Consider the following 24,608-nt stretch of genomic DNA (forward strand, 5'->3'; position numbering starts at 1 on the left):
GGAAGCTTAGCCAATATATGCTTTGATTCCCTGAACGTGGCTGCTGGCAAGTGTTTCGTATTGCTGAAAATTGATAATGCCGGCGTAGCGACGGTGATGATGATGATTATAATGTCGATTATAATGCCTGTTATAATGATGATGATAATACCTTGGCGGATATGGAGGCCTTGGCGGATAAGGTCTTGCAAAGTGCGGCGGACGCGGTGGGCGTGGCGGCAATGGAGGCCTTGGTGGTAATGGCGGTGCCGGAAAATGTCTAGGAACCGGTGGATGCGGTGGTGGCGGAGGAAGCTGTGCGTTGCTCTCCAAAATACCAACCGTCACTAACACAGCAGCTAAAGTTATTATCTTTTTCATGGCACTTATCTTTGGTTATGAATACAGGTTGTTGCACACCAACTAATAATAGTTCTGATGCTTAAACTCCTCTCCGCGATTCGTCTTACTTCCCACCTATTACAAGCTGGTGGCTGCATCATTACCTGTTTAATCAAAAGAATTCAACATCTATGCCAAAAAACAAATGGGGTCTATCTGCTACAGCATTTTGTTTACCTGAAAGTTGGATTTTAACTTTTATACAGATTTTTTCAAATAAAAAAAGCTGCCTCAAAATATGAGACAGCTTTCCAATTTATAAATGGACTTTGTTGGGGGCTTTGAATTTCAGCCAGTTAAACCAAACATTGTGCCAGGATAATATATTTAAATTTTACCAACGCGGACAACGGGTCGCTTTCACTTTACCCCAAGGGTTTCCGTTGTTGCCCAGGCGATAGGTAATAGTAAAGCCGGAGAATCCATACCAGTCTTTGTGTTTATCAGAACCTCTGATAGTACCGTCCATAGGGTAAGTACCAGGCGTTGTATTTTTACCGGTTACTTCATCACCTCTGTAAGCCATGTCCACGGAGGCCTGGCCACGATATGCCAACAGTGTGTTCTGATCTACATATGTTTTGCTGACATCATCCAGGTAATCTGTGGTGGTAGGACGGAAACCAACTTCCAGACCTAACGTCCATCTGTCGCTGAGTAATGCTTTGAAGCCAATACCAAAAGGAATTGATACAGTAAACATATCGTATGGTAAACGATCAGGATATTGCGGGAGGCCCTGACCTTCCGTACCTAGTCGGCGTAAGCGTACATAGTTGCCAGATTTGTCTTTCGCCTGCGGATCAAATCCAAATCCAGCAATACCGGCAAATACATAAGGGGTCCACCCTTTATCATCTATATCTAAAAAGTTCAGTTCACCTATGAGTGCAAATTCAATGATACGGCTGCGAAAGCTGAGGTTACGTGCCTGTAATGCTTTACTGGCGTTAGTGCTATCTGCTCCAGTTGCCGTTCCAAAGGTAATGGCACCACGCAAAGAAAAATATCGGTTAAAGTCTTTTCTTACCAGAATTCCCAGTGCTGGTCGGCTGTATCTCAAATCAACCTTTTTCTGGACGAGATCTCCGCTATAATTGCTGATTCCCAGAAACGCGCCCACATGCCAGTCCTGCGCCATGCTGATAAAAGGAATTGCCAGAAATAACAATAGTATTCCGGTAGATTTTCTGATTTTCAAGGTGTCTGTTTTTTAAGAGGTTAGTCCGGTATAACTTTGAATACATCTATTAACGTAATTCCGCTTGTTTTATTTGGTATAAAGCAGGCCAACGTGTATGTATGCACGTTATACCGTACAAATATTAATAATTAAAATGTAAAAATAAACTAATAAAACAATTCATCCATAAAGAATTACATTAACATTTAATGTATGCCCATCCATTTAGTTGTCGCTCTACGAGGTGAGCCACTGCAGAAGGGATGACAACAACATAATCTGGCAATGCAGTTTCCTGTATATGATGGCTTTTCATGGTATTCTTGCAGATCATCCAGCGCACAGACCGCGCGGCGAGGGAATTCACTAGCTCCAACAACGGGTTTTCCTGCTGTAATAATAATCCATAGGCTTTTCCATGAACGGCAACTTCCACGACTATACGTTTATTGTTTTCCATGCAATAATCTAACAGATTATTGATCTGGCCGAGCATAGCTTTTTTGGCAGATTCTTCTTCTGATGTAATCTGAAAAACGACTTGCATATTGTAAATATAACAATATCAGTCAAATATGTAAGTTAATTTCAGGCCTTTCCTCTGGCCTTGCGTAGTTCGTACTGGACCTGGTGAAGCTCCTGCTCCAGTTTACGATACCGTTCCGTGGCTTCGTGTATGCGTTGGGTTAAGTTCATCTCCTTCATTTCTGATTGCAGCAAATGAACATTCGCTACCTGTAATTCCCGCCCTATCTTGCCCAATATAAGCCAGCCCATGTAAATTATCATGATCAAGCCTACAATCACCACTCCCAGGATAATCATCCAGGGAATTGTCACGATCTGGGCTGTTGTTGAAGTAACATTGGCTGCAAGGGCGTTGCGACTGGCGCAACCCCAAAACAGGGCCGATAGGACTAATGCTTTTATGGAGATTCTAACTAACAAGGAATTGGTAATTATGCCTGAAGATAAATTTGTTAAATAATTCCATCTGGAAATAATTCCACATGACGCTTGACAATCAATAACAGGTAAATCCGTTTTTTAAACGCCCGCCGTAAGACCAATTACACGCAGGGTGGTTGTTACTTAAAATTATTTAATGATTTTCATTCTGATTTGTCCATTTTAGCTTTTTTTGAAAATACCGGATTATTTTCCATCCATATAATCAATATTACACCAGAACGATCAATATAATCAATTGATTATCATAAATATTTTGTCAATATTAAAATTATAATTATTGGAAAAAATATTTTATTTATATTGTATAAATGTAAAGCCGTAGGACCAATAGAAGCTTCACTTAATCCCATGAAAAAACCTAAATAAGGTTCTTATGTCTAAATCCTCCAGTCTCAACAGAGAACAGCTGGAAAACCTAGCATTACAGGGTATGTGCTTTGCCGACGACAACGTGGGTGAACCATTCGGTATCAAAGATGTATCCGAACGGCTGGGTATTTCCTATTCGTATTTCTATCACAACTTCGTAGCCGTAATGGGAGAACCATTCTGGCACTACGTAAAAAGACATCGCCTGGAACTGGCAGCAGGATTGCTTAGACACAGCGGCTACAACATCAGTGAAATATCCGAAATGTGCGGATATGCCACCACCGCCGCTCTCAGCAAAGCCTTCAAACAACATTTTTCAGTATCCCCCATGCAATTCAAAAAAATTGCTGTTCTCCCCAACGAAAAGAGAACCCTGGAAATCACTGAAGCCATTACACATGTCACTGGTAATACACCGTTGTCAAGTTTCTTTACCTACGACAGATGCGAGAAAATCACCCTACCAGAAACAATTCTGTACTATTCCCTGATATCACGCGGCTCAGACCCAATCGGGGCAATGGTTTCGAGAATGACCTACTACCTCAACCTCTTTCAGAAAACACGTACCCTCTATGATCTCCAGGATAGCCGCATCATCACCGGCACTCTGGATTCCATACCGGTAACGGACTATGAAAAACTGTCGATGTACGCTGGTCTTGCCATCCCTGCAAGTGCAATTAAAGCACATTCGCAGCTCAACATCACCTTTCCATACTTTCTTTACAAACGTATTCCCGGCGGCTCTTACCTGAAACTACCATTGCCGATGGACTTTGCCACCGCAGGAATTCCGATGTATGAATTTATCACAAGGTGTTGTATGGAAGGGATATTTAAAATGAGTGGTAATCACTTTTTCATATCCCTATCCCCTACAAACTATTGTGAGATCTACATCCCACTGCTAAGAAAACATTATTAACTATTTAGGAAACACTGCCCTGAAACAATTGGATGCCGTGTTACTTGTAGGCTGTTGCGTAGGCGCGGCACCGTTATTGTCTTTCCTGGCAATTCCGTAAAATTCGTCCAGGAAAGATCCTGCATCGGACCATACCGTTTGCATCATTCCCTGAAACCTTGGCTTCATCTCCTTTGTAGCCGTTTTCCGGAAGTCATACATATCCTGCAACTGCAATAACGCATTGTCGGGCATACGCCATGGACAAGTAATTACACTAATTCCTTTCATAGCAAAATATACCGGCGTTTTATCAGGGCGTTCATAATGCCAGTCGCAAATCATAATATCCTTAGGTACCAAATCAACCGCCCTCGCCGTATTATTCATACTTGCTTCCCAGGCGCCAATACCTGTTTCTTTTCCATCGATAAGTCTATCACCCCAAATCCATAACTGACGTCCCTTTCCTGCCAGGTGATTGCGAATCGTCCACACCTCTCCGGCATATAATTCAGCCTTATCACGGCCGCCACAACGCGGACATTTTTCTTCTCCTATATAAAATACTTCATCCATACCGGCATGAAATGCATCCGATTCAAAGGCATCGCATATCTCATCTACCAAATCAAAAACAATTTTATGTACCCCCGGATGCAAAGGACAATAACTTTTACAATACAGCCCATCTGCATTAGGCCACTTATAATCTTCCGGCATCTTCACCCAAGGGGTTTCATCAAAATCCGGATATACCCGCAGCAGATTACCTATATGTCCGGCCCATGACTGATGCCCCAACAAATTGATTTGCGGGATCAATCGGATATGATGCTTCTTGCAAACATTTACCAGCTGCTTTACCTGCGCGGCAGACAGCGCATTGTTATCACGCAGCTCCGGGTGTGATTTAAACTGGTAATTGTAATCAATACGCAGGATGAGGGTATTGACATTTCTTGGCGCCAGCTCCTCACGAATAAATTTGACAAAGGCATCTAACCTTTCTGCGCTTGGGGCGCCAATACAAAAGCCTCGTACAGGTAGGGTATCAGTCGGGGAATTTTTAACTTGTGCATAGCCTGTGATACTAAGGAACAGGAGCACCAGGATCATTAACTTTTTCATTTATAAAGGGTTTTATTCAGATAGCTACAAAATATAAAACAGATAGAAGGATAAGTTACCGTTCGCGGAATTACATAATTCTTAATGCAAAAGCAATTGATTTTTAATAAATTTGAATAAATACTATTCTTCATGAATGAATTAAAACTGCCCTTTTATGCCAAGCTGGCTTTATCGTTATTATCATTTTTCCTGATTGTATCAATAGCCAGAAGCGGAAGTGAAATCATTATCCCATTGTTGTTTGCCTTCCTGATTGCCATCATGCTGCTCCCTGTGGCCGCATTCCTGGAACGCTGGCGCTTCCCAAGGGGTCTTGCTGCACTCACCTCCCTTTTACTATTTATTATCGTATTGGCGTCTATTATAATGTTGTTGACAAGGCAGATGCAGTCTTTTATCACAGACCTGCCTACACTGGAAACAAAATTGATGACCACCATAGATTCGCTGCAGAAGTGGATCAATGAGGAGTTTCACATCAACAGTACCACGCAGATGTCGTACCTGGAGAAACTTGCCGTAAACACCTTAGGCACTGCTACCAGCTTTATCAGCTCTACATTGCTATCAGTATCTTCTTTGTTGATATTTATTGTGTTCGTATTATTATATACGTTCTTTATGCTGGTATATCGCAAGTTGCTGGTAAAGTTTCTTGTTTCTTTGTTTGCAGAAAAACACAAGGAAACGCTGATGGATGTAGTTACACGTACGCGTATGATCATTAAAAGCTACGTAGGTGGACTCATGATAGAAATGGTAGTAGTAGCTATTGTTAACTGCAGTCTCTTTGCGATACTGGGTGTCAAGTATGCGTTACTGTTAGGCATGATGGCGGCCATCTTCAACCTCATTCCTTACTTTGGTATATTCATGGCCTTGTTGCTATGCACCGTTGTTACACTCGCCACAGGCACACCAATTTCCGCGCTGCAGGTAGCTATCGGCCTATTCCTTGTTCACCTGGTAGATAGTAACATACTATTCCCTAGTATCGTAGGTTCTAAAGTAAAGATCAATGCACTGGTAACTATCATGGGGGTCTTACTTGGAAATATGCTCTGGGGCGTGCCAGGTATGTTCCTCGCCATCCCGGTAATAGCCATGATCAAAATAATTTGCGAGAGTATAGACTCGCTTCATCCATGGGCTATCCTGCTGGGTACTGATGAAAAGAAGGCAAAAGAAAAGGTAGTTGTTATTGAACAAAAGCCAGAACAGGAGTAAAAAGTTGTCCTTCAGGTAGATAAAAAATAATCAGACAGCCCCATCTCCTAAAACGAGATGGGGCTGTCCCGTTCAGTGAAACACCTTACCGGACAACCCCATCTGTTTATTTAACACTAACAACTATGCTTTCTTAGTTACCATTCTTCTATATGACCAATAGAATATGATCGGGAATATGAACAGGTTAAAGATGGTATCGGTAATCAGGCCTCCTATTACCACGCGGGCCAGCGGCCGCGCGGTTTCACTGCCTATACCCATACTCGTAGCCGCAGGCAGCAAACCTATCGCCGCCATCATAGCCGTCATAATTACCGGACGTATACGTGCTTCCACACCTTCATGTATCGCTAGCGCCAATCCCTGATCAGTAGGGTCAGACAAAGTCCGGATATTCGTTTTGAACTTCGACAACAATATCACTCCATTCTGCACACAGATACCAAACAAGGCGATGAAGCCAATACCTGCAGAAATACTGAAGTTGGTGCCAGTAATCCAAAGCGAGAAAATGCCTCCGATAATAGCGAATGGTACGTTACCCAATACCAGCAATGAGTCTTTTACTTTTCCAAATAGTATAAAGAGGATCAGGAAAATCAACAACAAACTGATAGGCACCACCTGGCTTAAACGTTTGGTAGCACGTTCCTGGTTTTCGAAGTCGCCTGCCCATTCCAGCGTGTAGCCTTTAGGCAGCGAAATCTGTGCTGCTACTTTCTGCTGTGCTTCTGCAATTGTACTACCCAAATCCCTGTCGCGCACAGAGAATTTAATAGCCCCATAACGCATATGCTTATCCCTGTAGATCATGCTTGGCCCAACAATATGCTGAATGTCGGCAATTTCCTTCAGTGGGATTTTATTACCGCGCAAGGTAGGTACGGTGAGGTTACCTATTGCTGTTTCATCTTCTCTGAAACTCTCGGGATAGCGTATACGAAGATCAAAATATTTCTCTCCTTCATATATGCGTGTTGCTGCCTTACCACCGATAGCCATTTCAATAACGGAGTTGGCATCTTCTGTAGTAACGCCATACAGCGCCATTTTCTGCTGGTTTAGATTAATCCTCAATTCAGGCTGGCCAAGGTTCCGCAGGATACCCAAATCCTCAATACCATGCACGGTCTTAAGAATCTTCTCTAGCTGTTCTTCTTTATCTTCTACAATCTTAAAATCATCTCCAAACAGCTTCACTACCAGCGAGCCTTTTACCCCAGATACCGCTTCTTCCACGTTATCCATAATAGGTTGTGAGAAGTTTAAGGTAATACCCGGGAAGATGCCCAGCTTTTGTTGCATTTTTTCAATGAGCTGTTCTTTGCTGAGATGGCTCGCCCATTCTTTCTGCGGATATATGTCTACGTGAAACTCTATATTATAAAAACCTGTCGCATCTGTACCATCATTCGGGCGGCCTGTTTGCGACATTACCTGTTTTACTTCAGGGAATAGCAGGATTTTGCGACGCATTTCATTTGCCAGCTTCACGGATTCGTCCAGCGATGTGCTGAGTGGTCCGGTAGCGCGTATATAAATAGCGCCTTCGTTCAACTGTGGCAGGAACTCTGTACCGAGGAAGCGGAAACAATACAATCCGCACAGTAATATTACCAGCGCCGCCGGGAATACTACATGCCTGCGTTTAAAAAAGGTATTAAAAATACCAATGGTATTACGATGTACGAACTCCAGGAAGATGTTATGTTTCTCTCTTACATTTTTACGTAACAGTACACTTGCCAGGGCAGGCACCAGTGTAAAAGTCAGTATCAGCGCGCCTAAGAGGGCAAAGCCTAATGTCCATGCAAGAGGCGAGAACATCTTACCTTCTACTTTCTCAAAGGTAAAGATGGGGAGCAGACCAGTGATAATGATCAGCTTCGCAAACATAATTCCTTTACCATTTTCCATGCAAGCCTTACGGATCATGCCCATTTTACTGAGCTTATTGAACCGTTCCATACCTACCTTTCTGGCCTGATGGTCAAGCATTACAAAGATTCCTTCCATCATCACGACGGCACCATCTATGATAATACCGAAGTCTATCGCCCCCATCGAGAGTAGGTTTGCGCTCATGCCTTTCATACGCAAACATATAAACGCAAACAGCAGTGCCAGCGGAATAACAACAGACACGATTACGGTTGTTCTCCAATCGGCCATGAATAGAAATACGATCACCGTTACAAAGATGATCCCTTCCAGCATGTTGTGTAAAACCGTATGTGTAGAGAATTCGATCAGGTCTTCCCTGTTATAGAAGGTTTTGATCTTAACGTCATCCGGGAGGATTTTCCCGTTCAGTTCTTCGATCTTTACCTTCAGGTCTTTGATAACCACAGCAGGATTTTCTCCTTTGCGCATGACCACGATGCCTTCTACGACATCATGATCTCTGTCGCGGCCCACCTGGCCCAGACGTGGCAGTGCAGAAATACTTACATCTGCCACATCCTTTACCAGTATTGGTGTTCCGTTGATATGGTCTACAATAATATTTCTGATTTCATCTTCATTGTTGAGGATACCGATACCACGTACCACATAGGCTTGTGCATTTTTTACGATCACATCACCACCTACGTTGATATTACTTTTCTGCAATGCCTGGAACATCTCCTGGGCAGTAATATCATACTGCACGGCCTTATCAGGGTTGATGGTTACCTGGAATATTTTCACTTCACCACCAAAGCTTACGATATCTGCGACGCCGGAAACGGAGAGCAGATTGCGTTCTACTGTCCAGTCCTGTAAGGTTTTCAGCTCAGAAATAGAGCGTTTGCTGCTTTCGAGTGTATAGCGGAAAATTTCTCCGGTAGGGCCATATGGCGGCTCGATTTCAGGATCGGCACCATCGGGCAGATTGGCGGAGGTGATGTTATTATTAATTTGTTGACGGGCAAATGTATCATCTACATCATCATCAAAGATTACTTTAACAACAGAGAGACCGAACAGGGAAGAAGAGCGTATATGCGTTTTCTTCTGTGCGCGGTTCATGGCGATTTCTATGGGCCGGGTAACGAATTTTTCCACCTCTTCAGCGCTACGGCCTTGCCATTGGGTAATGATGGTTACAGAGGTGTTCGTTACATCCGGAAAGGCGTCTACTCCTATCTTTTGAAAGCTGAGATATCCCGCGATGGCCATGACGCCTGCCGCGAAGAATATGAAATATTTATTGACAAGAGAGAAAGCAAGTACTTTCTTCAGAAACTTATTCATGTACAAATTTTTTGAGCGGTTGACATATTACTGCTGGTCCTGCAGTGTTTCATAGATGAATACCTGACGGGAGGCAATCACCTTGTCGCCCGCATTCAACCCTGAAGCGATATAGGCCCTGCCTTCAACGGTACGACTTACCTTTACTTCTCTGATGCCTACACCTGGCTTCTTATCGGTAAGTACCAACACAAAATATTTGTCTTTATCAAAGATGATCCCACGGGAAGGAATGCTCACCAGATTGCTGTCGGAATGGCGCTGGGCCTTAATCCTGACAAACATCTCCGGCTTAAGTATATAACCAGGGTTGTTAATAACTACCCTTGCTTTCATTACTTTATTATCGGGATCCAGTACGTTGTAGATCTTATCTATTTTACCTTCAAAAACCTTATCGGGATAAGATAAGGTGGTCATCTCCACTTTATCACCCACGTGAATACTGGCGATATCAGATTCAAAAACATTGATCATGGCCCATACATCTGCGAGATCTGCCACCACGAAAATGGGGTCGGTGTTATCCTGACGCCACTGCATGTTTTCCGCTCCTTTTTTGCTGATCACAAATCCTGGCACAGGAGCTTTTACGGCATAGCTACTCTGATGCGCGCCGCCGTTGATATCTACAATGGCTTTGGATTTATTGTAAGAGGCTACTGCTTTATTGTATTCGCTTTTAGCTTCTTCGTATTCTTTCTGGGAGTTCAGGCCACTTTTATAGAAGGATTCTGCTACTTCCATATTTCGTTTAGCCGTTTGCATATCGCTCTGGGTAATGGTTTGATCTGCCGTGAAGCTTGCCATTTCAGGGCTTTTGATGATAGCGAGTGTTTGTCCGGCTTTTACATAATCTCCGGCTTGTACGCGTACATCCTTCACGATACCGCTCACCATCGGGAAGATCCGGGCCATTTTATCTTCATTGGCGCTGATCTTCCCTGTCAGTGAGATTTGATTTTCCACAGATTCTGTAGTGGCCGTATCGATTACCAGGGTGTGAATCATGGAATCGTTTAGCACCCAGACTGGTTGCTGTTCTGGCGCCGGCTTGCTTCCGCAGCTGCTCAAAAATCCAGAAATCGCTATGATAGAAACAGTTGCAGGTAAAAAGTTTTTAAAAGAATATTGCATGGTCTGTTGGGAAGTTTAAGGATGGAAGATGAGCGAACCAGTAGTGAAATTGAGCTTTTCGAGGGCACTGAGTCGGTCGTACTTCAGCTCATTCATTTTTAGCACGTTGTTACGATATGCATCGTAGAGGTCAATGAACTCCAGCAAACCGATATTATGCAGTTTGTAGTTCTTCTCTATCTCCGACATCATAGCAGTATAGTCATTCTCGAAACCGGGATCGAATTCATTCAGGAGTTTTTCTGTTGCCAGTGCCTCTTTCATGCTGTTCATTACCTCGTGCTCCAGCCCATCCTGTTGCCCTTCCAGTTGTAGTTTGCTACTTTCCAGCACGGCTTTGGCCGACTTGATATTTCCCTGGTTGCGGTTGAAGAAAGGCAATGGCATGCTAACGTTGAGTCCATTGTAGTTTCTTTCAAAGTTGCCCTGCTTATCGTAGGAAAATCCTACCTGCAGGTCTGGCACCGCCATGGATTTCTGTAAGCGCAGGTTGAGATTATTATAATTGACGTTTTCCTGTGCAATTTTCAGGTCGTATCTGTTATGAACGGCCGTATCCAGCAATGCGCCATAGCTATAACTGGAGGCAGCCGGCAGGTGGTCCATCGTTGGTAGTTCAGGAACGATTACGGCTGTTGCGGGTATGCGTATCAGTAATGCCAGGTCAGACTGGGTTTGTTGCACATCTTGTCTTAATTGCAGTTCATCATGTTGCAGATCATATAATAAAGACTTCAGCCGAATAATTTCTTTAGGCGCGATATTACCCATGGCTTTCTGCGCTTCAAAAACCTTCACTACCTGTTGTAAAAAGCTGATCTGGCTGCCATAGGTAGCCAATGATTTTTGCTTATAATATAGGTCATAGAAGTTATCGCAGAGACTGAACCGCAGCGTGCGAAGCAAATCATAAAACTGGTACTCGCTCATCTTCACGCCGCTCTGTGCCAGCTTTACCGCCTTATTTCTTTTTCCAGCCAGTTTAAAAAGCTGTTGTACCTGCAAGGTGTTTTCTCCATCATAAGAGAAGTCGAACCATTTTTTTGTAGTATGGTTGTACAGTACATTCTCAAAGGTTACTTGCGGATTGTCGTATAGCCTTGCCGTTATAATGCCTGCTTTAGCAGAGTCAATATTATAGCGTTGGGCCAGGAGCGGGATGTTTTTCTGAAGCAGCATTTTTTCTGCATCAGGTAGGGTAAGCCGGATCGTATCTGCTGTTTGGGCCTTTATCCTGCTACAGCAAAAGACGCCGAGCAGAATTAGGAAAGCATGTAACGCTAGTCTATTCGTCATGGATCTTTATTTACAACAACAAAGATGGCAATAGGCTATTAGCTACAAGTTAGAATGAAGTTAAAACAAAATTAGAATTCATAAACAGCGAACAAAAAATTGTAAATCATTGTAGCGAGGGGAGATTATCACGAATAACCATAAAATCTTTTACCACAAAAGATTTCCAGTCATTAATCTTGTCAAAAAGGTTTAACAAACGCCTGGATCATCTCCCCCAATAACATTAAAATAATGTTGAAATCAGTCTTACAGATTAGAAAAGGGTTAATTACAGATTAGCCTTTCGGGTTAGTTGTAAAGAAGATATGGAAGGTGGTTCCCTCTCCTACTACGCTGCTCACGGTGATGCTTGCCTGATGGAGTTGCAGTATTTTCTGTGTCATCGCCAAACCAATACCATAGCCGCCAAAGCTAATAGCATTACCAGCCCGGTACAGCGGCAGGAAGATTTTCTCCATTTCATCCACAGCGATGCCGATGCCGGTATCACTGACAGAAAGCACCAGCCCTTCGTTGGTAACCTGCAGTCTTGCATCTACAGGTGCGTTGCTGGAAAATTTGAAAGCATTTCTGATGATATTATTAATGGCTAATGTCAGCAGTTGCCGGTTTCCTGTAACACTAAGCTGGGCGGGATCTTCCGGCAACCCGAGTACATTTACGCGCAGTTGCAGGGATGGCTGCTGTTGTTGCCAATAGGATTGCATTTCCCAGAGTAGTTCATCCAATCTAACGTTTTCTGTTTGGGAAGGATTCAGTACGGCATCAACTCTGGTTAGCTGTAGGAGTCCGTCAGTAATGATCTTGAGCTTTTCTGATTCGTCCAGCAAGGTAAGTAGTGTTTCCTGGTATTCAGCTGCACTGCGTTCTTTCTGCATGGTAACTTCTATCTCTCCGATGATGGTGGTCAGCGGTGTACGCAATTCGTGGCTGGCGTTAGACACGAAGGAACGCTGCATTTCAAAAGCGCTTTCGATACGTTCCAGCAGTTCGTTGAAGTTGAGGGCAAGTTCATCGATCTCGTCTTTGTTTTTTCCTCGTTTTACACGCAGGTGTAAGTTGCTTGCTCTGATCTTTTTCACTTGCCTGTTAATTCGCTGGATAGGCTGCAAGGCTCTGCTGGCGTACCATTGGCTCATCAGATAAATGACCAGTAGCGCTAATACGCCCATGCACACGAGGCTCCAGAGCAAGTATTGCAACGTTTGTTCTCCCTGTGCATTTCTGGCAGTAACGATCACCACGAAATTTCCTTGATTGTCGGGGTAATACATACCCAGGCCGTATTTATCACGGAAGTTGAAGCGGTAAATTTCATTGTGGCGGACGGCGTTCAGTAAGGATGCCGGCCAGTTATATTTTACGGTTTCGATGAATACGGGTTTATCATGTTCATCATATATGTTACTGGCTTCGTCGGGGATACTTTGCCGGTAGCTTTTTTCAATTTCTATGAATTTCTTTTTTGTTAGCTCATCTTTTTCCAGGTATACCTGTGCGGTCACGAGGGCGCGTACTTGTAATAATTTATAGAAGTTGTTGCGCACGTAGCGGGCAGACAACAGGTAAATCATCACAAATACTACTGTTAGTATAATACCGGATATCAGGGTAAACTGCAGGGAAAGCCGATGGCGGATCTTCATATCAACTTTTTAATTTCATCACATAACCCATTCCAACAACAGTATGGATTAATTTATCACCAGAAAATCCTTTCTCTATTTTATTACGGAGATAGTTAACGTAAACGTCTATGGTGTTTGTACCAGTGTCGAATTCGAGGCCCCATACCGATTCTGCGATCAGCGCGCGGGAAAGCACTTTTCCTGTATTTTTCAGAAAGAGTTCGAGCAATGCATATTCCTTGGCGGTGAGGATGATCTCTTTTCCTTCTCTATGGGCTGTTTTGGTATTGGTATCCAGTTTAAGGTCTGCCAATGTCAGGGCTATGGATTCGGGTTTAAAGAGACTTTTCCTTCTGCTGAGTGCATTGATACGGGCAAGTAGCTCAGAGAAATGGAATGGTTTGGCTAGATAATCATCGGCTCCGGAGTTAAGTCCGTCTACAATATCATGGGTAGCATTGAGGGCGGTTAACATTAAGATGGGGGTTTGAACAGCGGCACCTCTCAGGTTTTTGCATATGTTGATGCCATTGATACCAGGCAGCATAACATCCAGGATGATCAGGTCATAATCTTCCTGTAGGGCAACCAGTTGCCCATTGTTACCGTCTACGATTACGTCTACCTGATGCTGATGTTCTTCCAGTCCGCGTTTTATAAAGGCGCCAACTTTTGTTTCATCTTCTATTACCAATATCTTCATATAAAGTTTTATTATCCTACAGTTATACGAAATTAGGTAATGTTGCAGAGATGGTTATTAAAGCGGCATTAAAATACACCATCTACTATGCAGGCTGAATAAACATTTGAGATTGGAGCCAAGTAATTATGTCGGAAATTATGACGACTAAATATATATAATTATGGTATAATTTATTTCAACTCAAAATGTGGCAGATCATTTGGGCTTTTCCAGTCACCACCCCAGGTAATAGGGATATTCAATATAATGGCCACAGATTTAATATGCGCAGCTATTGTTTTAAGCTCATTTACTGCGTTTATTTCAACCTTACCGTTAATACATGGATACAAATCTACAGCATACCCAAAACCATCAGATTTAGCCTGGTGATTTGATTTATTAACTATTCCATCTGCATTGGTAACTCTTACACCTGGCCTTGATCTTCCTTGAGCATATAATTTTTGCTGGCGGGCAATTGTTCTAACTCCTTCCGTAATCGCAAAATCGATTGGAGTATTCTTGATTGCTTCTGTCATTACTTTGACCAGGTTAGGGTGAACTCCCTTTAAATTATTTATACTTCGTTCCCCAAAAATAGCCATTTGCTTATTTTTAATATACATAATACCACATGTTGCTGCGATTAATTCGCAGATAGCCGCTATAAAATTTGTTCGTTTCCTTTCTGATTCTGGCACACAATTATTAAAGCGCCATTAAATTTCTTAGCTTTACACGTCATCCAAAAAATACAGGTAACCATACCATGCACTTACCCGAAATCCCTGCCGGAGAGCTATTGCTACGGCCTGTTAAAGAGAAAGATACTGCAGCATTATTCAGGTTATTTTCAAATGATCAGGTAACCCGGTACATGGATATTGGCTCATTTACCAATATCAGCGAGGCTACCCAGATCATTGCTTTCTTCCAGGAGCAACAGCAAAAAGAAGAAGGATTCCGGATGGCGATAACAGTGTCCGGTAGAGATGAACTGATAGGTACCTGCGGGTTTCATAACTGGAAAAAGGTTCATTACAAGGCCGAAATAGGTTATGATCTGCTGCCGGAGCTTTGGGGCAAAGGTATCATGACTACTGCCGTGGGTGCATTGATAGACTTCGGCTTTGCCAGCATGGAACTCAACAGAGTTGAAGCTTTTGTGGATCCGGTAAATGGACATAGCGAGCGTTTATTGGAGCGATTAGGTTTCCGTAAAGAAGGATTGATAAGAGATGCTTTTTTTGAGAAGGGCAGTTTTGTAGATGCCAACATATTCAGCTTATTGAGAGCGGATCATGCCAGAGAGCAGATCTGGGAATAAATTACTTATACAGATGATGAAATTAACTTACAGACACGCAAAGATCGAGGATCTTCACAGGATCGTAGAGATTTATAACACCGTGATCCCGGGAAGAATGGTTACAGCAGATACTGATCCAGTTACAGTGGAGAGCAGGCATGCCTGGTATTATGCGCATGACGACCATCGCCGGCCGCTGTGGATGATTGATGATGAGCAAGGTCAGAATGTTGGCTGGATGAGTTTTCAGTCTTTTTATGGCCGCCCGGCATATGACGGAACGGTAGAATTAAGTATTTACCTGGATGAATCCGCGCGTGGTAAAGGATATGGAAAAGAGATATTACGTTATGCCATTGCCGTTAGTCCCGACTACCAAGTTGATACATTATTGGGATTTATCTTCGCGCATAACATTCCTAGTCTTAAGCTGTTTGAAAATATAGGCTTTAAGGAATGGGCGCATCTGCCAGACATCGCGCTGATGGATGGAGAGCGCAGGAGCCTGAAAATACTTGGATATAAGATTTAAAATACCTTAGTTATGTGGTGGATATATGCATTGTTATCAGCTTTTTTCGCGGCGCTGACAGCCATTTTTGCTAAAATTGGCGTTTCCGATATCTCGTCAAACCTTGCTACGGCTATACGAACGGTTGTCATTTTATTTGTGGCCTGGGGTATTGTGCTGGCACGTGGAGAATATAAAGGAACAGGGAGTATATCCAGGCATAGCCTGATTTTTCTGGTATTATCCGGGGTGGCCACTGGATTGTCGTGGATATTTTATTTCCGGGCGATTCAAATCGGTAAAGTATCACAGGTTGCTCCGGTGGATAAACTGAGCGTGGCATTAACAATTATACTTTCTGCTGTTTTCCTTCATGAAAGTATCACCTGGAAAACAGCTGTAGGGGCAGGGTTGATTATTGCCGGAACGTTAGTGTTGATATTGAAATAAGACTTCAATTATCAATAATAGAATATTATCATTTTCTAATAGAAAATGAACTTGATTTTTTGGCTGCTTTGGGTTTGTTTAGTATTTTGCTAAGAAATATAGCAAAACCAACCAAACCATATCATGTACAAAGTAGAAGCCATCGCCAATTATTTTATTGAGAAAGGGGTAGCGGTAGATTATCCGCTCAACCAGATAATATTACAGAAACTCCTCTATTATGCATACGGATGGGGGCTAGTAATGTCAGACAGGGAAAAGTTGTTTGATGCGCCTATTCAGACGTATGCCTGCGGCCCTGTTATTTTCAAGATATATCATCAGCTGAAACACCTTGGCATGGAAGAATTAGAAGATCCGATTCCCAGGTTTCGAAGTTTTATCTTTGAAAACCTCCTGGCTCCGCGGTTAAACCCTAAAAATAAGCGGGACAAACGGGTCATCATCTTTTTAGATGCAATATGGCGGGAGTATTCCGGGCTAAGCCCAATTTATCTTACAGCAAGTTTACTTGCTGAAGGAACACCATGGGATAAACTTAAAAAAAAATATGGCCGGGTAGCGAATGGTACTAATATAGATGATCAGATGTTAATCGATTATTTCCTCCCATTAAAGAAAAAGCAGGAACAATTACTATAACCATTAATCCCAAGGAAATGGAAAATGTTAACCCAAAAAGAGAAGAATCAATTGAGGCCGCACTCATCAATGCTGAGGCACCTTTCGACTTTATTGTCGAATCACAGAAAATAGAAATTGCATTAAAAAAGGCGTTCCTGAAGCGTAAAGGGCGTATTAGTACAAGTGTTTTTATATTAGTTAGTCTCTGGCTGAGCGCTATACTTGCCATTGTAATTTTTAAAGGGCTTCATCTCATTCCAGGAACAGGTTTAGTGTTCGAGATTTCAGATGCCATCAGCATTACGCTGATCAGCACTACCACCATCAATGTAATAGCATTTTTAACGATTATCGTTAAGGATCATTTTCCCAATCACAAATCGGTGAATATAAAGGTGCCTGAACCTTTGGATAAAAAAGGTGCTATACAGGATTAATACTTATGAGAAGATAAAAAGCGAGATCAGGCGTTATCAGGAATGATTTTATAGACGCATCGCCTTGCGCCGTTGATGATGTGTTCCATACGGGAAACGGACACATTGTTTCCTACGATGCTAACAAAGGTATTCATTTCTGAGGTGCAGATATTATCGCATTCAGTAGCCGCACAGCATATAGGACAGTGATTTTCAATGAAATAGTAGACACCATCTTCTTTTTTCCATTCAGCAAGGTATCCTTCTCCGCTTCGGATATTGGCGAAAGCGTCGAGTCGATTTTCCAGGCCGGAAACGCCATCGAGGGCGGTATGGTATTTTTCTTTCTGTTTGATTTCTCTGGCAGCAACTACATTATCTAGTGCCTCTTTACCGAGCACTGTTTTAATAGTTTGTATGAGCTGCAGGCTGAGTTCGGTATGTGTATCAGGGAAGCGGGCGTTGCCGAGTGCGGTAAGACTCCACATTAAAGTGGGGCGGCCAGGGCCTTTGGAAATGCTTTCAGTGGCTACCAGTCCTTCTTCCTGGAGTTTAACAAGGTGGAGTCTGGCTCCTTCATTGGTAATACCCAGCTCAGCCGCCAGCAATGAAGCTGGCTGCGGACCTTTGGTTTTGAGCATTGTCAATAACCTGTCGGCGGCGTTACTGATTCGTGTTGGATATTTTTCCAAGTTTTTGCTTGTTTTATTATCGAATGTCGTATTTTTGTGGGAGTTAAAAAAAACTTTTTTGGCAGGAGTCAGCCTGAAGGGGCCAGAAACGCCATAAAGACTAGTACTTTAAACGGAAAGGTTGTAATTTTGCGAACCTTACGGATTTAGGCCAAACCACCGTCGCTGATGCTTAGAGAATACAGACAGCAGTCATAGCAAAAAATAATCTCCAAAGCGCGGGATGAGAATGTACAATATTTTGGCCGGGTAACCGGCTTCAGTTATTTAAAACAGTTCTGATTATGATAACCGTTTCAGAAAAGGCAGGAGTATATATTAAGGCACTGATGGAAAGTGAACATCATGCGCCAGGAACCTTTGTACGTGTAGGCGTTAAGGGAGGCGGATGTTCTGGACTCGAATATGTGCTGAAATTCGAAACAACAGAAGAAGAAGGCGATCAGGTATTTGAAGACAAGGGTGTTAAAGTCGTAGTTCAGATGAAGAGCTTACTGTACTTATATGGTACGGAGCTGGACTATTCAGATGGTCTGAATGGTAAAGGGCTGTATTTCAATAACCCGAATGCTACCAGAACCTGCAGCTGCGGCGAGAGCTTTGCTGTATAAGATGTTTGACAGGAATAACAGCAGCATCCGAACAACACAAAATCACAAAATTGTATGATGAATAGTAACGAAATAATAGATGATATAGCCAATAAGGAGTATGAGTTTGGCTTTACCACCGATATTGAAATGGATATAGCACCTCCAGGGCTGAATGAAGATATCATCCGTTTTATTTCGGCAAAAAAGAATGAGCCTGAGTGGTTGCTCGAGTGGCGTCTGAGGGGTTTTCAGGCTTTCAAAAAACTGAAATTCCCTAATTGGCAGCATTTCGAAATGCCTGAACTGGATTTACAAGCACTCTCCTACTACGCTGCTCCTAAGAAAAAGAAACAGCTCAATAGCCTGGATGAAGTAGATCCTGAATTGCTGGCAACATTCGACAAGCTGGGTATTTCCATCAACGAACAAAAGGCTCTCACGGGTGTAGCCGTAGACGTTGTATTTGACAGCGTTTCTGTTGTTACTACCTTCAAAGAAAAACTGAAAGAACTGGGTGTGATTTTCTGCTCTTTCGGTGAAGCCGTTCAGGAATATCCTGACTTAGTAAAAAAATACCTTGGTACAGTAGTACCTCATTCCGATAATATTTTCGCTGCACTGAACAGTGCAGTATTTTCCGACGGTTCTTTCGTGTACATTCCTAAAGGCGTTCGTTGCCCAATGGAACTAAGCACTTACTTCCGTATCAACGCACAAAATACCGGTCAGTTCGAACGTACCCTCATCGTTGCCGACGACAATGCTTATGTAAGCTACCTCGAAGGCTGTACGGCTCCAATGCGCGACGAAAACCAGCTGCACGCGGCTGTAGTGGAAATCGTAGCACTGGAAAATGCAGAGGTGAAATATTCCACTGTTCAGAACTGGTATCCTGGTGATAAAGATGGTAAAGGTGGTATCTATAACTTCGTTACCAAACGTGGTATCTGTAAAGGAGCTAACAGTAAAATCTCCTGGACACAAGTAGAAACCGGTTCCGCTATCACCTGGAAATACCCAAGCGTTATTCTCCAGGGTGATTATTCCGAAGGTGAATTCTATTCCGTAGCAGTAGTTCGTAACAAACAAATTGCGGATACGGGTACTAAAATCCATCACATCGGTAAAGGCACCAAAAGCCGTATCATCTCTAAAGGTATTTCTGCCGGACATGGCGATAACAGTTACCGTGGCCTCGTATCTGTTGGTCCGCGCGCTGAAAACGCCCGTAACTTTACCCAGTGCGATTCCCTGCTCATCGGTAACCAGTGTGGCTCCCACACCTTCCCGTATATCGAGTCCAGGAACAAATCTGCGATGATCGAACACGAAGCTACCACTTCTAAAATCGGTGAAGATCAGATCTTCTACCTGAATGCACGTGGTATCGACACCGAAAAAGCAGTAGCACTGATCGTAAATGGTTACGTGAAGGAAGTACTGAATCAGCTGCCTATGGAATTTGCCGTAGAAGCACAGAAACTTTTATCTATTACACTTGAAGGAAGCGTTGGATAGTTGGAAATTGGTTATTGCAACCAGTAACTGATAACTACCAACTATTTAAACATACAGAACGAAATAAAACAATCATGCTGACGATTAAAAATCTGCACGCAGAAGTAGAAGGAAAAAAAATATTGAAAGGCATTAACCTGGAAATTGGCAAAGGTGAAATGCATGCGATCATGGGCCCTAACGGTTCTGGTAAAAGCTCCCTGGCCTCCGTACTGGCTGGCCGCGATAACTATACCGTAACTGAAGGTGAAGTATGGTTCAATGGTAAAAATCTGCTGGATTTATCTCCTGAAGACCGTGCACGTGAAGGCGTATTCCTGGCTTTCCAATATCCTGTTGAAATTCCAGGCGTTTCCAACATCAACTTCCTGAAAACTGCAGTTAACGAGGTAAGAACCTACAAAGGCCTGCCTCCTTTGGAAGCTAAAGAATTCCTGAAGCTTACCAAAGAAAAACAAAAGCTGGTAGATTTTAACACCAACCTGATGAACCGTTCCCTGAACGAAGGTTTCTCTGGTGGTGAAAAGAAACGTAACGAAATTTTCCAACTGGCTATGCTGGACCCTCAGCTGGCTATCCTGGACGAAACTGACTCCGGACTGGATATCGATGCACTGCGTATCGTTTCCAATGGTGTAAATAAACTGCGCGACGCGGAGAAATCCTTCGTAGTGATCACTCACTACCAACGTCTGCTCGAATATATCGTACCTGACTTTGTACACGTACTGTACAATGGTCGTATCATCAAAACAGGTACTAAAGAACTGGCCCTGGAGCTGGAAGAAAGAGGTTACGACTGGCTGAAAGAAGCAGAGCACCAGAAAGAATCAGTATAACCAATTACGGATGAACAACAGCCAGAGAAATCCATCTTCTCTGACTACACTGAAAAAGTAATTCGTAATAGTAAAAGTCCAAGCAACAATATGACAAGCGATATCATGATACCTTTTTACCAGGCTTTAACGGAAGATGTAACTGCCTTGTCGGCTCCGCAGGACAGCCTGCAGGATATCCGCCGCGAAGCACTGGAACGTTATACCGTAACAGGTCTCCCGACCCTGAAAACGGAAGCATGGCGTTTTACCAATATCCAGCGTTTCCTGAAAGAGTATCCATATGAATTAATAAATACACCTGCTACCACTACTGCTGCTATTGCTGACGAAGCAAGCATTCCAGGACTGGACAGCTACCGTGTAGTTCTTGTAAATGGCCATTTACAGGCAGATCTTTCCAGCCTGCCTACTGGTAAAGGTATCAGCATCGGCGCGATGAGCGCTTTTGCAGAAGCTCCCGGTTTTGTAAAATGGTTTAACAGTCAGAAACATCTTGCAGGTGAATCACTGGCCAACCTCAACACTGCCCTCTTTGCCGATGGTCTCTACATCGAACTGCAGGCAAATGTTGCGCTGGACAAACCGATCCATCTGATACATGTTTATACTTCCGACCGTCATGCATTTGTACAGCCACGTCACCTGTGGATCCTGCACAGAGGCGCTGCCGGCACCGTTATTGAAAGCACTGTACATCCTAAACAGGATGCAGTAGCATTCGCTAACAGCGTAACAGAAGTAGTGGTAGAAGATAATGCAGAACTCTGGCACTACAACGTGCAACAGGGCGCTGAAAACTTCCGCCAGGTAAACACTACTGCTGCTCAGCAACAGAAAGATAGCCGTTACCACAACTTCAACTTCACCCTGCCAAATACACCGTTCACCCGTAATAACCTGAGCGTAGTACTCAATGGCAGCAATACAGAAACAAACCTGAAAGGTCTGTACCTCGCTACTGGCAGTCAGCACATCGATAACCATACTTTCATGGACCATCTGGTGCCTAACTGTAACAGTAACGAACACTATAAAGGCGTATTGTTAGATACTGCCAACGCTGTATTCACTGGTCGTATTCACGTACACCAGGAAGCACAAAAAACAAATGCCTTCCAGCAAAACAACAACCTGTTACTGGGTGATAAAGCAACCATCAATTCACAACCACAGCTGGAAATCTATGCTGACGATGTGAAGTGCTCACACGGCTTTACCGCCGGCCAGTTCAGCGAAGAAGCCATGTTCTATCTCCGCGCCCGTGGTATCGGTGAAGATGCTGCAAAAGCACTGCTGGTAAATGCCTTCTCTCACGACGTAACAGACGAAATTGCTGTTCCTGCCCTCCAGGACTATATCCAGGGCCAGATCGAGGCAATTATGAACATTTAACAACGACGACGTACAATGGAACATATTGCTAATACACAAACCGCTGCACTAGATGTAGCTGCTGTCAGGAAAGATTTCCCGATACTGCAACAGCTGGTGCATGGCAAACCGCTGGTATACTTCGATAACGGAGCCACTACGCAGAAGCCAGCAGTGGTAATAGAAACAGAGAAGCATTACTACGAAACATATAATAGCAATGTGCACCGTGGCGTACATCATCTGAGCCAGGTAGCGACAGACGCATTCGAGAAAGCCCGCAATATTGTGACTGGCTATATCAATGCACCTAACAGCAACCAGGTCATCTTCACAAAAGGTACCACCGACGGTATTAACCTGGTAGCAAGTGGCTTCAGCCGCCGCTTCCTGAAAGCCGGTGATACCGTGATCATCTCTGCAATGGAACACCACTCCAACATTGTTCCCTGGCAGATGGCATGTGAAGACAACGGAGCCACCCTGAAAGTTATTCCTATCAACGATAAGGGAGAACTGCAAATGGATGCCTTCGAAGCCATGCTCGATGATACCGTTAAAATTGTATCCGTAACCTACGTTTCCAATACACTGGGTACCGTTAATCCAGTGGAAGAAATAATAACGCTGGCGCATGCACGCAATATTCCAGTACTGATAGATGCCGCACAGGCAGTACAGCACATCTCTATTGACGTTCAGGCCCTGCAACCGGACTTTCTCGTTTTCTCCGGCCACAAAATCTATGGTCCTACTGGCACCGGTGTGCTCTATGGCTCCGAAGAATGGCTCAACAAACTGCCTCCTTATCAGGGTGGTGGAGAAATGATTAAAACCGTTACCTTCGAAAAGACAACTTATAACGTGCTGCCTCATAAATTTGAAGCCGGTACACCTAATATTGCCGGTATCATCGGTCTGGGTGCAGCAATTGAATATCTTCAGCAGGTTGGCATTCCCGCCATCCAGCAATGGGAAGAGGAATTGATGGCATACGCCATGGACCAGCTTCGCCAGATAGACGGTATCCGCTTTATCGGTGATGCAGCCAACAGAAGCGGCGCCATTTCTTTCCTCGTTCATAACATTCACCCATTTGATATGGGCGAACTGCTGGACCAACAGGGTATAGCTGTCAGAACAGGTCATCACTGTACCGAACCTTTGATGAACCGTTTCAATATTCCCGGTACGGTGAGAGCTTCTTTATCTTTCTATAATACCAGGGAGGAAGTTGATAAACTGGTGGCCGGTATCAAACGTGCCAGCTCCATGCTGCTGTAAAATGGCCAATATGACGATTAAAGAAATACAGGAAGACGTAGTTTCGGACTTCGCTTTCATGGAAAACTGGGAGGATAAATACGAATATATCATCCAGCTGGGTAAAGAGTTACCCATGATTCAGGAAGCGTTTAAGAAAGAGGAAAACCTGATTAAAGGATGCCAGAGCCGTGTATGGTTGCATGCTGAGCTAAAAGATGGTAAACTTTATTTCACGGCCGACTCCGACGCCGTTATTACCAAAGGCCTGGTGAGTCTGGTGATATCAGTGCTTTCCGGTCATTCTCCAAAAGAAATTGCTGAAGCAGAAATATTTTTTATTGATGCCATCGGTTTAAGCAGTCATCTTTCTCCTACCCGCTCCAACGGGTTACTGAGTATGCTCAAACAGATGAAACTTTATGGAATAGCCTACCAGGCTAAAATGAACCAGTAATGAGTGAAGCAACCATAAGAGAACAAATAGAAACACAGCTGCGAACAGTATATGATCCGGAAATTCCGGTGAATATCTGGGAGCTTGGACTTGTTTATGCGATTAAAATCAAAGAAGATTTTAGCGTAGGCGTGGATATGACCTTGACCGCACCTGGATGTCCGGTAGCAGGTGATATCATACGCGAAGTAGAAGAAAAAGTTCGTGGGGTGGAAGGCGTTACAGATGTACATGTACACCTAACCTTCGATCCACCTTGGACAAAAGAGATGATGAGCGAAGAAGCCAAACTGGAATTAGGATTCCTGTAATCCATTTCCGAAGGCGAAAAGCAGCTATCAACAGGGCCTCGCCCTGACATATAATATATTTAAGGCCAAATGTCAACTTA

At 43.4% G+C, this 24,608-nt stretch carries 26 protein-coding genes and 1 pseudogene; 14 read left to right on the forward strand and 13 right to left on the reverse strand.

All coding sequences use genetic code 11. The features are described from left to right. Positions 1 to 6: 6 nt before the first annotated feature. From ACE38W_RS16990 to ACE38W_RS17010, 5 genes and pseudogenes are all read right to left on the reverse strand, one after another. The gene (locus ACE38W_RS16990; protein ID WP_375832449.1) at positions 7 to 360 is read right to left on the reverse strand and encodes a hypothetical protein; all 354 of its coding nucleotides are present in this window, start codon (positions 358 to 360) and stop codon (positions 7 to 9) included. A 355-nt stretch (positions 361 to 715) separates the two neighbouring features. Next, positions 716 to 1,582: a DUF6089 family protein gene (locus tag ACE38W_RS16995; RefSeq protein ID WP_375832450.1), complete on the reverse strand. Its 867-nt coding sequence runs from the start codon at positions 1,580 to 1,582 to the stop codon at positions 716 to 718. 181 nt (positions 1,583 to 1,763) lie between these two features. Further along, a complete protein-coding gene (locus tag ACE38W_RS17000) occupies positions 1,764 to 2,111 on the reverse strand; it encodes a DsrE family protein (protein ID WP_375832451.1) in 348 nt (115 codons plus the stop codon). A gap of 18 nt (positions 2,112 to 2,129) precedes the next feature. Then, positions 2,130 to 2,174 (reverse strand): annotated as a pseudogene (locus ACE38W_RS17005) (hypothetical protein); the annotation flags it as partial. Beyond that, positions 2,153 to 2,512: a hypothetical protein gene (locus ACE38W_RS17010; RefSeq protein ID WP_375832452.1), complete on the reverse strand. Its 360-nt coding sequence runs from the start codon at positions 2,510 to 2,512 to the stop codon at positions 2,153 to 2,155. The pseudogene ACE38W_RS17005 and the gene ACE38W_RS17010, both read right to left, overlap by 22 nt. A 397-nt stretch (positions 2,513 to 2,909) precedes the next feature. On the opposite strand from ACE38W_RS17010, the gene ACE38W_RS17015 reads away from it, so the two are divergent. After that, positions 2,910 to 3,836 (forward strand): helix-turn-helix transcriptional regulator, encoded by a 927-nt coding sequence (locus tag ACE38W_RS17015; RefSeq protein ID WP_375832453.1) that lies wholly within the window; start codon positions 2,910 to 2,912, stop codon positions 3,834 to 3,836. Here the strand turns inward: ACE38W_RS17015 and ACE38W_RS17020 are convergent, their stop codons facing one another. Next, a complete protein-coding gene (locus ACE38W_RS17020) occupies positions 3,837 to 4,946 on the reverse strand; it encodes a family 20 glycosylhydrolase (RefSeq protein WP_375832454.1) in 1,110 nt (369 codons plus the stop codon). Between the two features lie 132 nt (positions 4,947 to 5,078). Here ACE38W_RS17020 and ACE38W_RS17025 point away from each other — a divergent pair, with 132 nt between their 5' ends. Further along, a complete protein-coding gene (locus ACE38W_RS17025; RefSeq protein WP_375832455.1) occupies positions 5,079 to 6,176 on the forward strand; it encodes an AI-2E family transporter in 1,098 nt (365 codons plus the stop codon). Between the two features lie 123 nt (positions 6,177 to 6,299). Here ACE38W_RS17025 and ACE38W_RS17030 read toward each other — a convergent pair whose 3' ends face one another. From ACE38W_RS17030 to ACE38W_RS17055, 6 genes are all read right to left on the reverse strand, one after another. Further along, on the reverse strand, positions 6,300 to 9,416 hold the full coding sequence (locus ACE38W_RS17030; protein ID WP_375832456.1) for an efflux RND transporter permease subunit: 3,117 nt from the start codon (positions 9,414 to 9,416) through the stop codon (positions 6,300 to 6,302). Positions 9,417 to 9,443: 27 nt separating this feature from the next. Continuing rightward, on the reverse strand, positions 9,444 to 10,553 hold the full coding sequence (locus ACE38W_RS17035; RefSeq protein WP_375832457.1) for an efflux RND transporter periplasmic adaptor subunit: 1,110 nt from the start codon (positions 10,551 to 10,553) through the stop codon (positions 9,444 to 9,446). 15 nt (positions 10,554 to 10,568) lie between these two features. Further along, on the reverse strand, positions 10,569 to 11,849 hold the full coding sequence (locus ACE38W_RS17040; RefSeq protein ID WP_375832459.1) for a TolC family protein: 1,281 nt from the start codon (positions 11,847 to 11,849) through the stop codon (positions 10,569 to 10,571). 278 nt (positions 11,850 to 12,127) lie between these two features. Beyond that, positions 12,128 to 13,498, reverse strand: a complete 1,371-nt coding sequence (locus ACE38W_RS17045; protein ID WP_375832461.1) for an ATP-binding protein — start codon at positions 13,496 to 13,498, stop codon at positions 12,128 to 12,130. A gap of 1 nt (position 13,499) precedes the next feature. Then, positions 13,500 to 14,183 carry a response regulator gene (locus tag ACE38W_RS17050; protein ID WP_375832463.1) on the reverse strand — a complete coding sequence of 228 codons (684 nt, stop codon included), beginning with the start codon at positions 14,181 to 14,183 and terminating at the stop codon, positions 13,500 to 13,502. Between the two features lie 173 nt (positions 14,184 to 14,356). Next, positions 14,357 to 14,869, reverse strand: coding sequence for a M15 family metallopeptidase (locus ACE38W_RS17055; RefSeq protein ID WP_375832465.1), 513 nt, complete (start codon positions 14,867 to 14,869; stop codon positions 14,357 to 14,359). A gap of 68 nt (positions 14,870 to 14,937) precedes the next feature. On the opposite strand from ACE38W_RS17055, the gene ACE38W_RS17060 reads away from it, so the two are divergent. The 5 genes from ACE38W_RS17060 (at position 14,938) to ACE38W_RS17080 (ending at position 17,499) form a co-directional block, all read left to right on the forward strand. After that, positions 14,938 to 15,495, forward strand: a complete 558-nt coding sequence (locus ACE38W_RS17060; protein WP_375832467.1) for a GNAT family N-acetyltransferase — start codon at positions 14,938 to 14,940, stop codon at positions 15,493 to 15,495. 13 nt (positions 15,496 to 15,508) lie between these two features. Beyond that, positions 15,509 to 16,009 carry a GNAT family N-acetyltransferase gene (locus tag ACE38W_RS17065; protein ID WP_375832469.1) on the forward strand — a complete coding sequence of 167 codons (501 nt, stop codon included), beginning with the start codon at positions 15,509 to 15,511 and terminating at the stop codon, positions 16,007 to 16,009. Between the two features lie 12 nt (positions 16,010 to 16,021). Next, the gene (locus tag ACE38W_RS17070; RefSeq protein WP_375832471.1) at positions 16,022 to 16,438 is read left to right on the forward strand and encodes an EamA family transporter; all 417 of its coding nucleotides are present in this window, start codon (positions 16,022 to 16,024) and stop codon (positions 16,436 to 16,438) included. A 123-nt stretch (positions 16,439 to 16,561) separates the two neighbouring features. Then, entirely contained in the window at positions 16,562 to 17,080 is a 519-nt protein-coding gene (locus ACE38W_RS17075) for a Panacea domain-containing protein (protein WP_375832473.1), read from the forward strand. Positions 17,081 to 17,097: 17 nt separating this feature from the next. Beyond that, complete coding sequence (locus tag ACE38W_RS17080; RefSeq protein WP_375832475.1) at positions 17,098 to 17,499, forward strand: hypothetical protein; 402 nt, start codon at positions 17,098 to 17,100, stop codon at positions 17,497 to 17,499. A gap of 26 nt (positions 17,500 to 17,525) precedes the next feature. Here ACE38W_RS17080 and ACE38W_RS17085 read toward each other — a convergent pair whose 3' ends face one another. After that, entirely contained in the window at positions 17,526 to 18,173 is a 648-nt protein-coding gene (locus ACE38W_RS17085) for a helix-turn-helix transcriptional regulator (protein ID WP_375832477.1), read from the reverse strand. A 284-nt stretch (positions 18,174 to 18,457) separates the two neighbouring features. Between ACE38W_RS17085 and ACE38W_RS17090 the strand changes: the two genes are divergently transcribed. The 7 genes from ACE38W_RS17090 to ACE38W_RS17120 all read left to right on the forward strand — a co-directional run bounded on the left by ACE38W_RS17090 (position 18,458) and on the right by ACE38W_RS17120 (position 24,528). Then, positions 18,458 to 18,784 (forward strand): iron-sulfur cluster assembly accessory protein, encoded by a 327-nt coding sequence (locus ACE38W_RS17090; RefSeq protein WP_167018189.1) that lies wholly within the window; start codon positions 18,458 to 18,460, stop codon positions 18,782 to 18,784. A 54-nt stretch (positions 18,785 to 18,838) separates the two neighbouring features. Next, positions 18,839 to 20,284, forward strand: coding sequence for a Fe-S cluster assembly protein SufB (gene sufB / locus ACE38W_RS17095; RefSeq protein ID WP_375832480.1), 1,446 nt, complete (start codon positions 18,839 to 18,841; stop codon positions 20,282 to 20,284). A 74-nt stretch (positions 20,285 to 20,358) separates the two neighbouring features. Beyond that, positions 20,359 to 21,123, forward strand: a complete 765-nt coding sequence (sufC, locus tag ACE38W_RS17100; protein WP_375832482.1) for a Fe-S cluster assembly ATPase SufC — start codon at positions 20,359 to 20,361, stop codon at positions 21,121 to 21,123. A gap of 90 nt (positions 21,124 to 21,213) precedes the next feature. After that, positions 21,214 to 22,518 (forward strand): Fe-S cluster assembly protein SufD, encoded by a 1,305-nt coding sequence (gene sufD / locus ACE38W_RS17105; protein ID WP_375832484.1) that lies wholly within the window; start codon positions 21,214 to 21,216, stop codon positions 22,516 to 22,518. A gap of 15 nt (positions 22,519 to 22,533) precedes the next feature. Beyond that, on the forward strand, positions 22,534 to 23,781 hold the full coding sequence (locus ACE38W_RS17110; RefSeq protein WP_375832486.1) for an aminotransferase class V-fold PLP-dependent enzyme: 1,248 nt from the start codon (positions 22,534 to 22,536) through the stop codon (positions 23,779 to 23,781). Between the two features lie 10 nt (positions 23,782 to 23,791). Beyond that, positions 23,792 to 24,217 (forward strand): SufE family protein, encoded by a 426-nt coding sequence (locus ACE38W_RS17115; protein WP_375832487.1) that lies wholly within the window; start codon positions 23,792 to 23,794, stop codon positions 24,215 to 24,217. Further along, positions 24,217 to 24,528 carry an iron-sulfur cluster assembly protein gene (locus ACE38W_RS17120; RefSeq protein WP_375832489.1) on the forward strand — a complete coding sequence of 104 codons (312 nt, stop codon included), beginning with the start codon at positions 24,217 to 24,219 and terminating at the stop codon, positions 24,526 to 24,528. The genes ACE38W_RS17115 and ACE38W_RS17120 overlap by 1 nt, the downstream gene beginning before the upstream one ends. Positions 24,529 to 24,608: the final 80 nt, after the last annotated feature.

The sequence above is a fragment of the Chitinophaga sp. Hz27 genome (assembly GCF_042263525.1).
Taxonomy (GTDB): Bacteria; Bacteroidota; Bacteroidia; order Chitinophagales; family Chitinophagaceae; genus Chitinophaga.

Bases quoted from the DNA above. Each gene is read 5' to 3' on its own strand.
- ACE38W_RS17035 (WP_375832457.1), bottom strand. From the start codon at position 10,553: ATGCAATATTCTTTTAAAAACTTTTTACCTGCAACTGTTTCTATCATA.
- ACE38W_RS17075 (WP_375832473.1), top strand. From the start codon at position 16,562: ATGTACAAAGTAGAAGCCATCGCCAATTATTTTATTGAGAAAGGGGTA.
- ACE38W_RS17015 (WP_375832453.1), top strand. From the start codon at position 2,910: ATGTCTAAATCCTCCAGTCTCAACAGAGAACAGCTGGAAAACCTAGCA.
- ACE38W_RS16990 (WP_375832449.1), bottom strand. From the start codon at position 360: ATGAAAAAGATAATAACTTTAGCTGCTGTGTTAGTGACGGTTGGTATT.
- ACE38W_RS17060 (WP_375832467.1), top strand. From the start codon at position 14,938: ATGCACTTACCCGAAATCCCTGCCGGAGAGCTATTGCTACGGCCTGTT.
- ACE38W_RS17050 (WP_375832463.1), bottom strand. From the start codon at position 14,183: ATGAAGATATTGGTAATAGAAGATGAAACAAAAGTTGGCGCCTTTATA.
- ACE38W_RS17025 (WP_375832455.1), top strand. From the start codon at position 5,079: ATGAATGAATTAAAACTGCCCTTTTATGCCAAGCTGGCTTTATCGTTA.
- ACE38W_RS17080 (WP_375832475.1), top strand. From the start codon at position 17,098: ATGGAAAATGTTAACCCAAAAAGAGAAGAATCAATTGAGGCCGCACTC.
- sufD (WP_375832484.1), top strand. From the start codon at position 21,214: ATGACAAGCGATATCATGATACCTTTTTACCAGGCTTTAACGGAAGAT.
- ACE38W_RS17110 (WP_375832486.1), top strand. From the start codon at position 22,534: ATGGAACATATTGCTAATACACAAACCGCTGCACTAGATGTAGCTGCT.
- ACE38W_RS17020 (WP_375832454.1), bottom strand. From the start codon at position 4,946: ATGAAAAAGTTAATGATCCTGGTGCTCCTGTTCCTTAGTATCACAGGC.
- ACE38W_RS17120 (WP_375832489.1), top strand. From the start codon at position 24,217: ATGAGTGAAGCAACCATAAGAGAACAAATAGAAACACAGCTGCGAACA.
- ACE38W_RS17000 (WP_375832451.1), bottom strand. From the start codon at position 2,111: ATGCAAGTCGTTTTTCAGATTACATCAGAAGAAGAATCTGCCAAAAAA.
- ACE38W_RS17040 (WP_375832459.1), bottom strand. From the start codon at position 11,849: ATGACGAATAGACTAGCGTTACATGCTTTCCTAATTCTGCTCGGCGTC.
- sufB (WP_375832480.1), top strand. From the start codon at position 18,839: ATGATGAATAGTAACGAAATAATAGATGATATAGCCAATAAGGAGTAT.
- ACE38W_RS17070 (WP_375832471.1), top strand. From the start codon at position 16,022: ATGTGGTGGATATATGCATTGTTATCAGCTTTTTTCGCGGCGCTGACA.
- ACE38W_RS17115 (WP_375832487.1), top strand. From the start codon at position 23,792: ATGACGATTAAAGAAATACAGGAAGACGTAGTTTCGGACTTCGCTTTC.
- ACE38W_RS17065 (WP_375832469.1), top strand. From the start codon at position 15,509: ATGATGAAATTAACTTACAGACACGCAAAGATCGAGGATCTTCACAGG.
- ACE38W_RS17090 (WP_167018189.1), top strand. From the start codon at position 18,458: ATGATAACCGTTTCAGAAAAGGCAGGAGTATATATTAAGGCACTGATG.
- sufC (WP_375832482.1), top strand. From the start codon at position 20,359: ATGCTGACGATTAAAAATCTGCACGCAGAAGTAGAAGGAAAAAAAATA.
- ACE38W_RS17045 (WP_375832461.1), bottom strand. From the start codon at position 13,498: ATGAAGATCCGCCATCGGCTTTCCCTGCAGTTTACCCTGATATCCGGT.
- ACE38W_RS17030 (WP_375832456.1), bottom strand. From the start codon at position 9,416: ATGAATAAGTTTCTGAAGAAAGTACTTGCTTTCTCTCTTGTCAATAAA.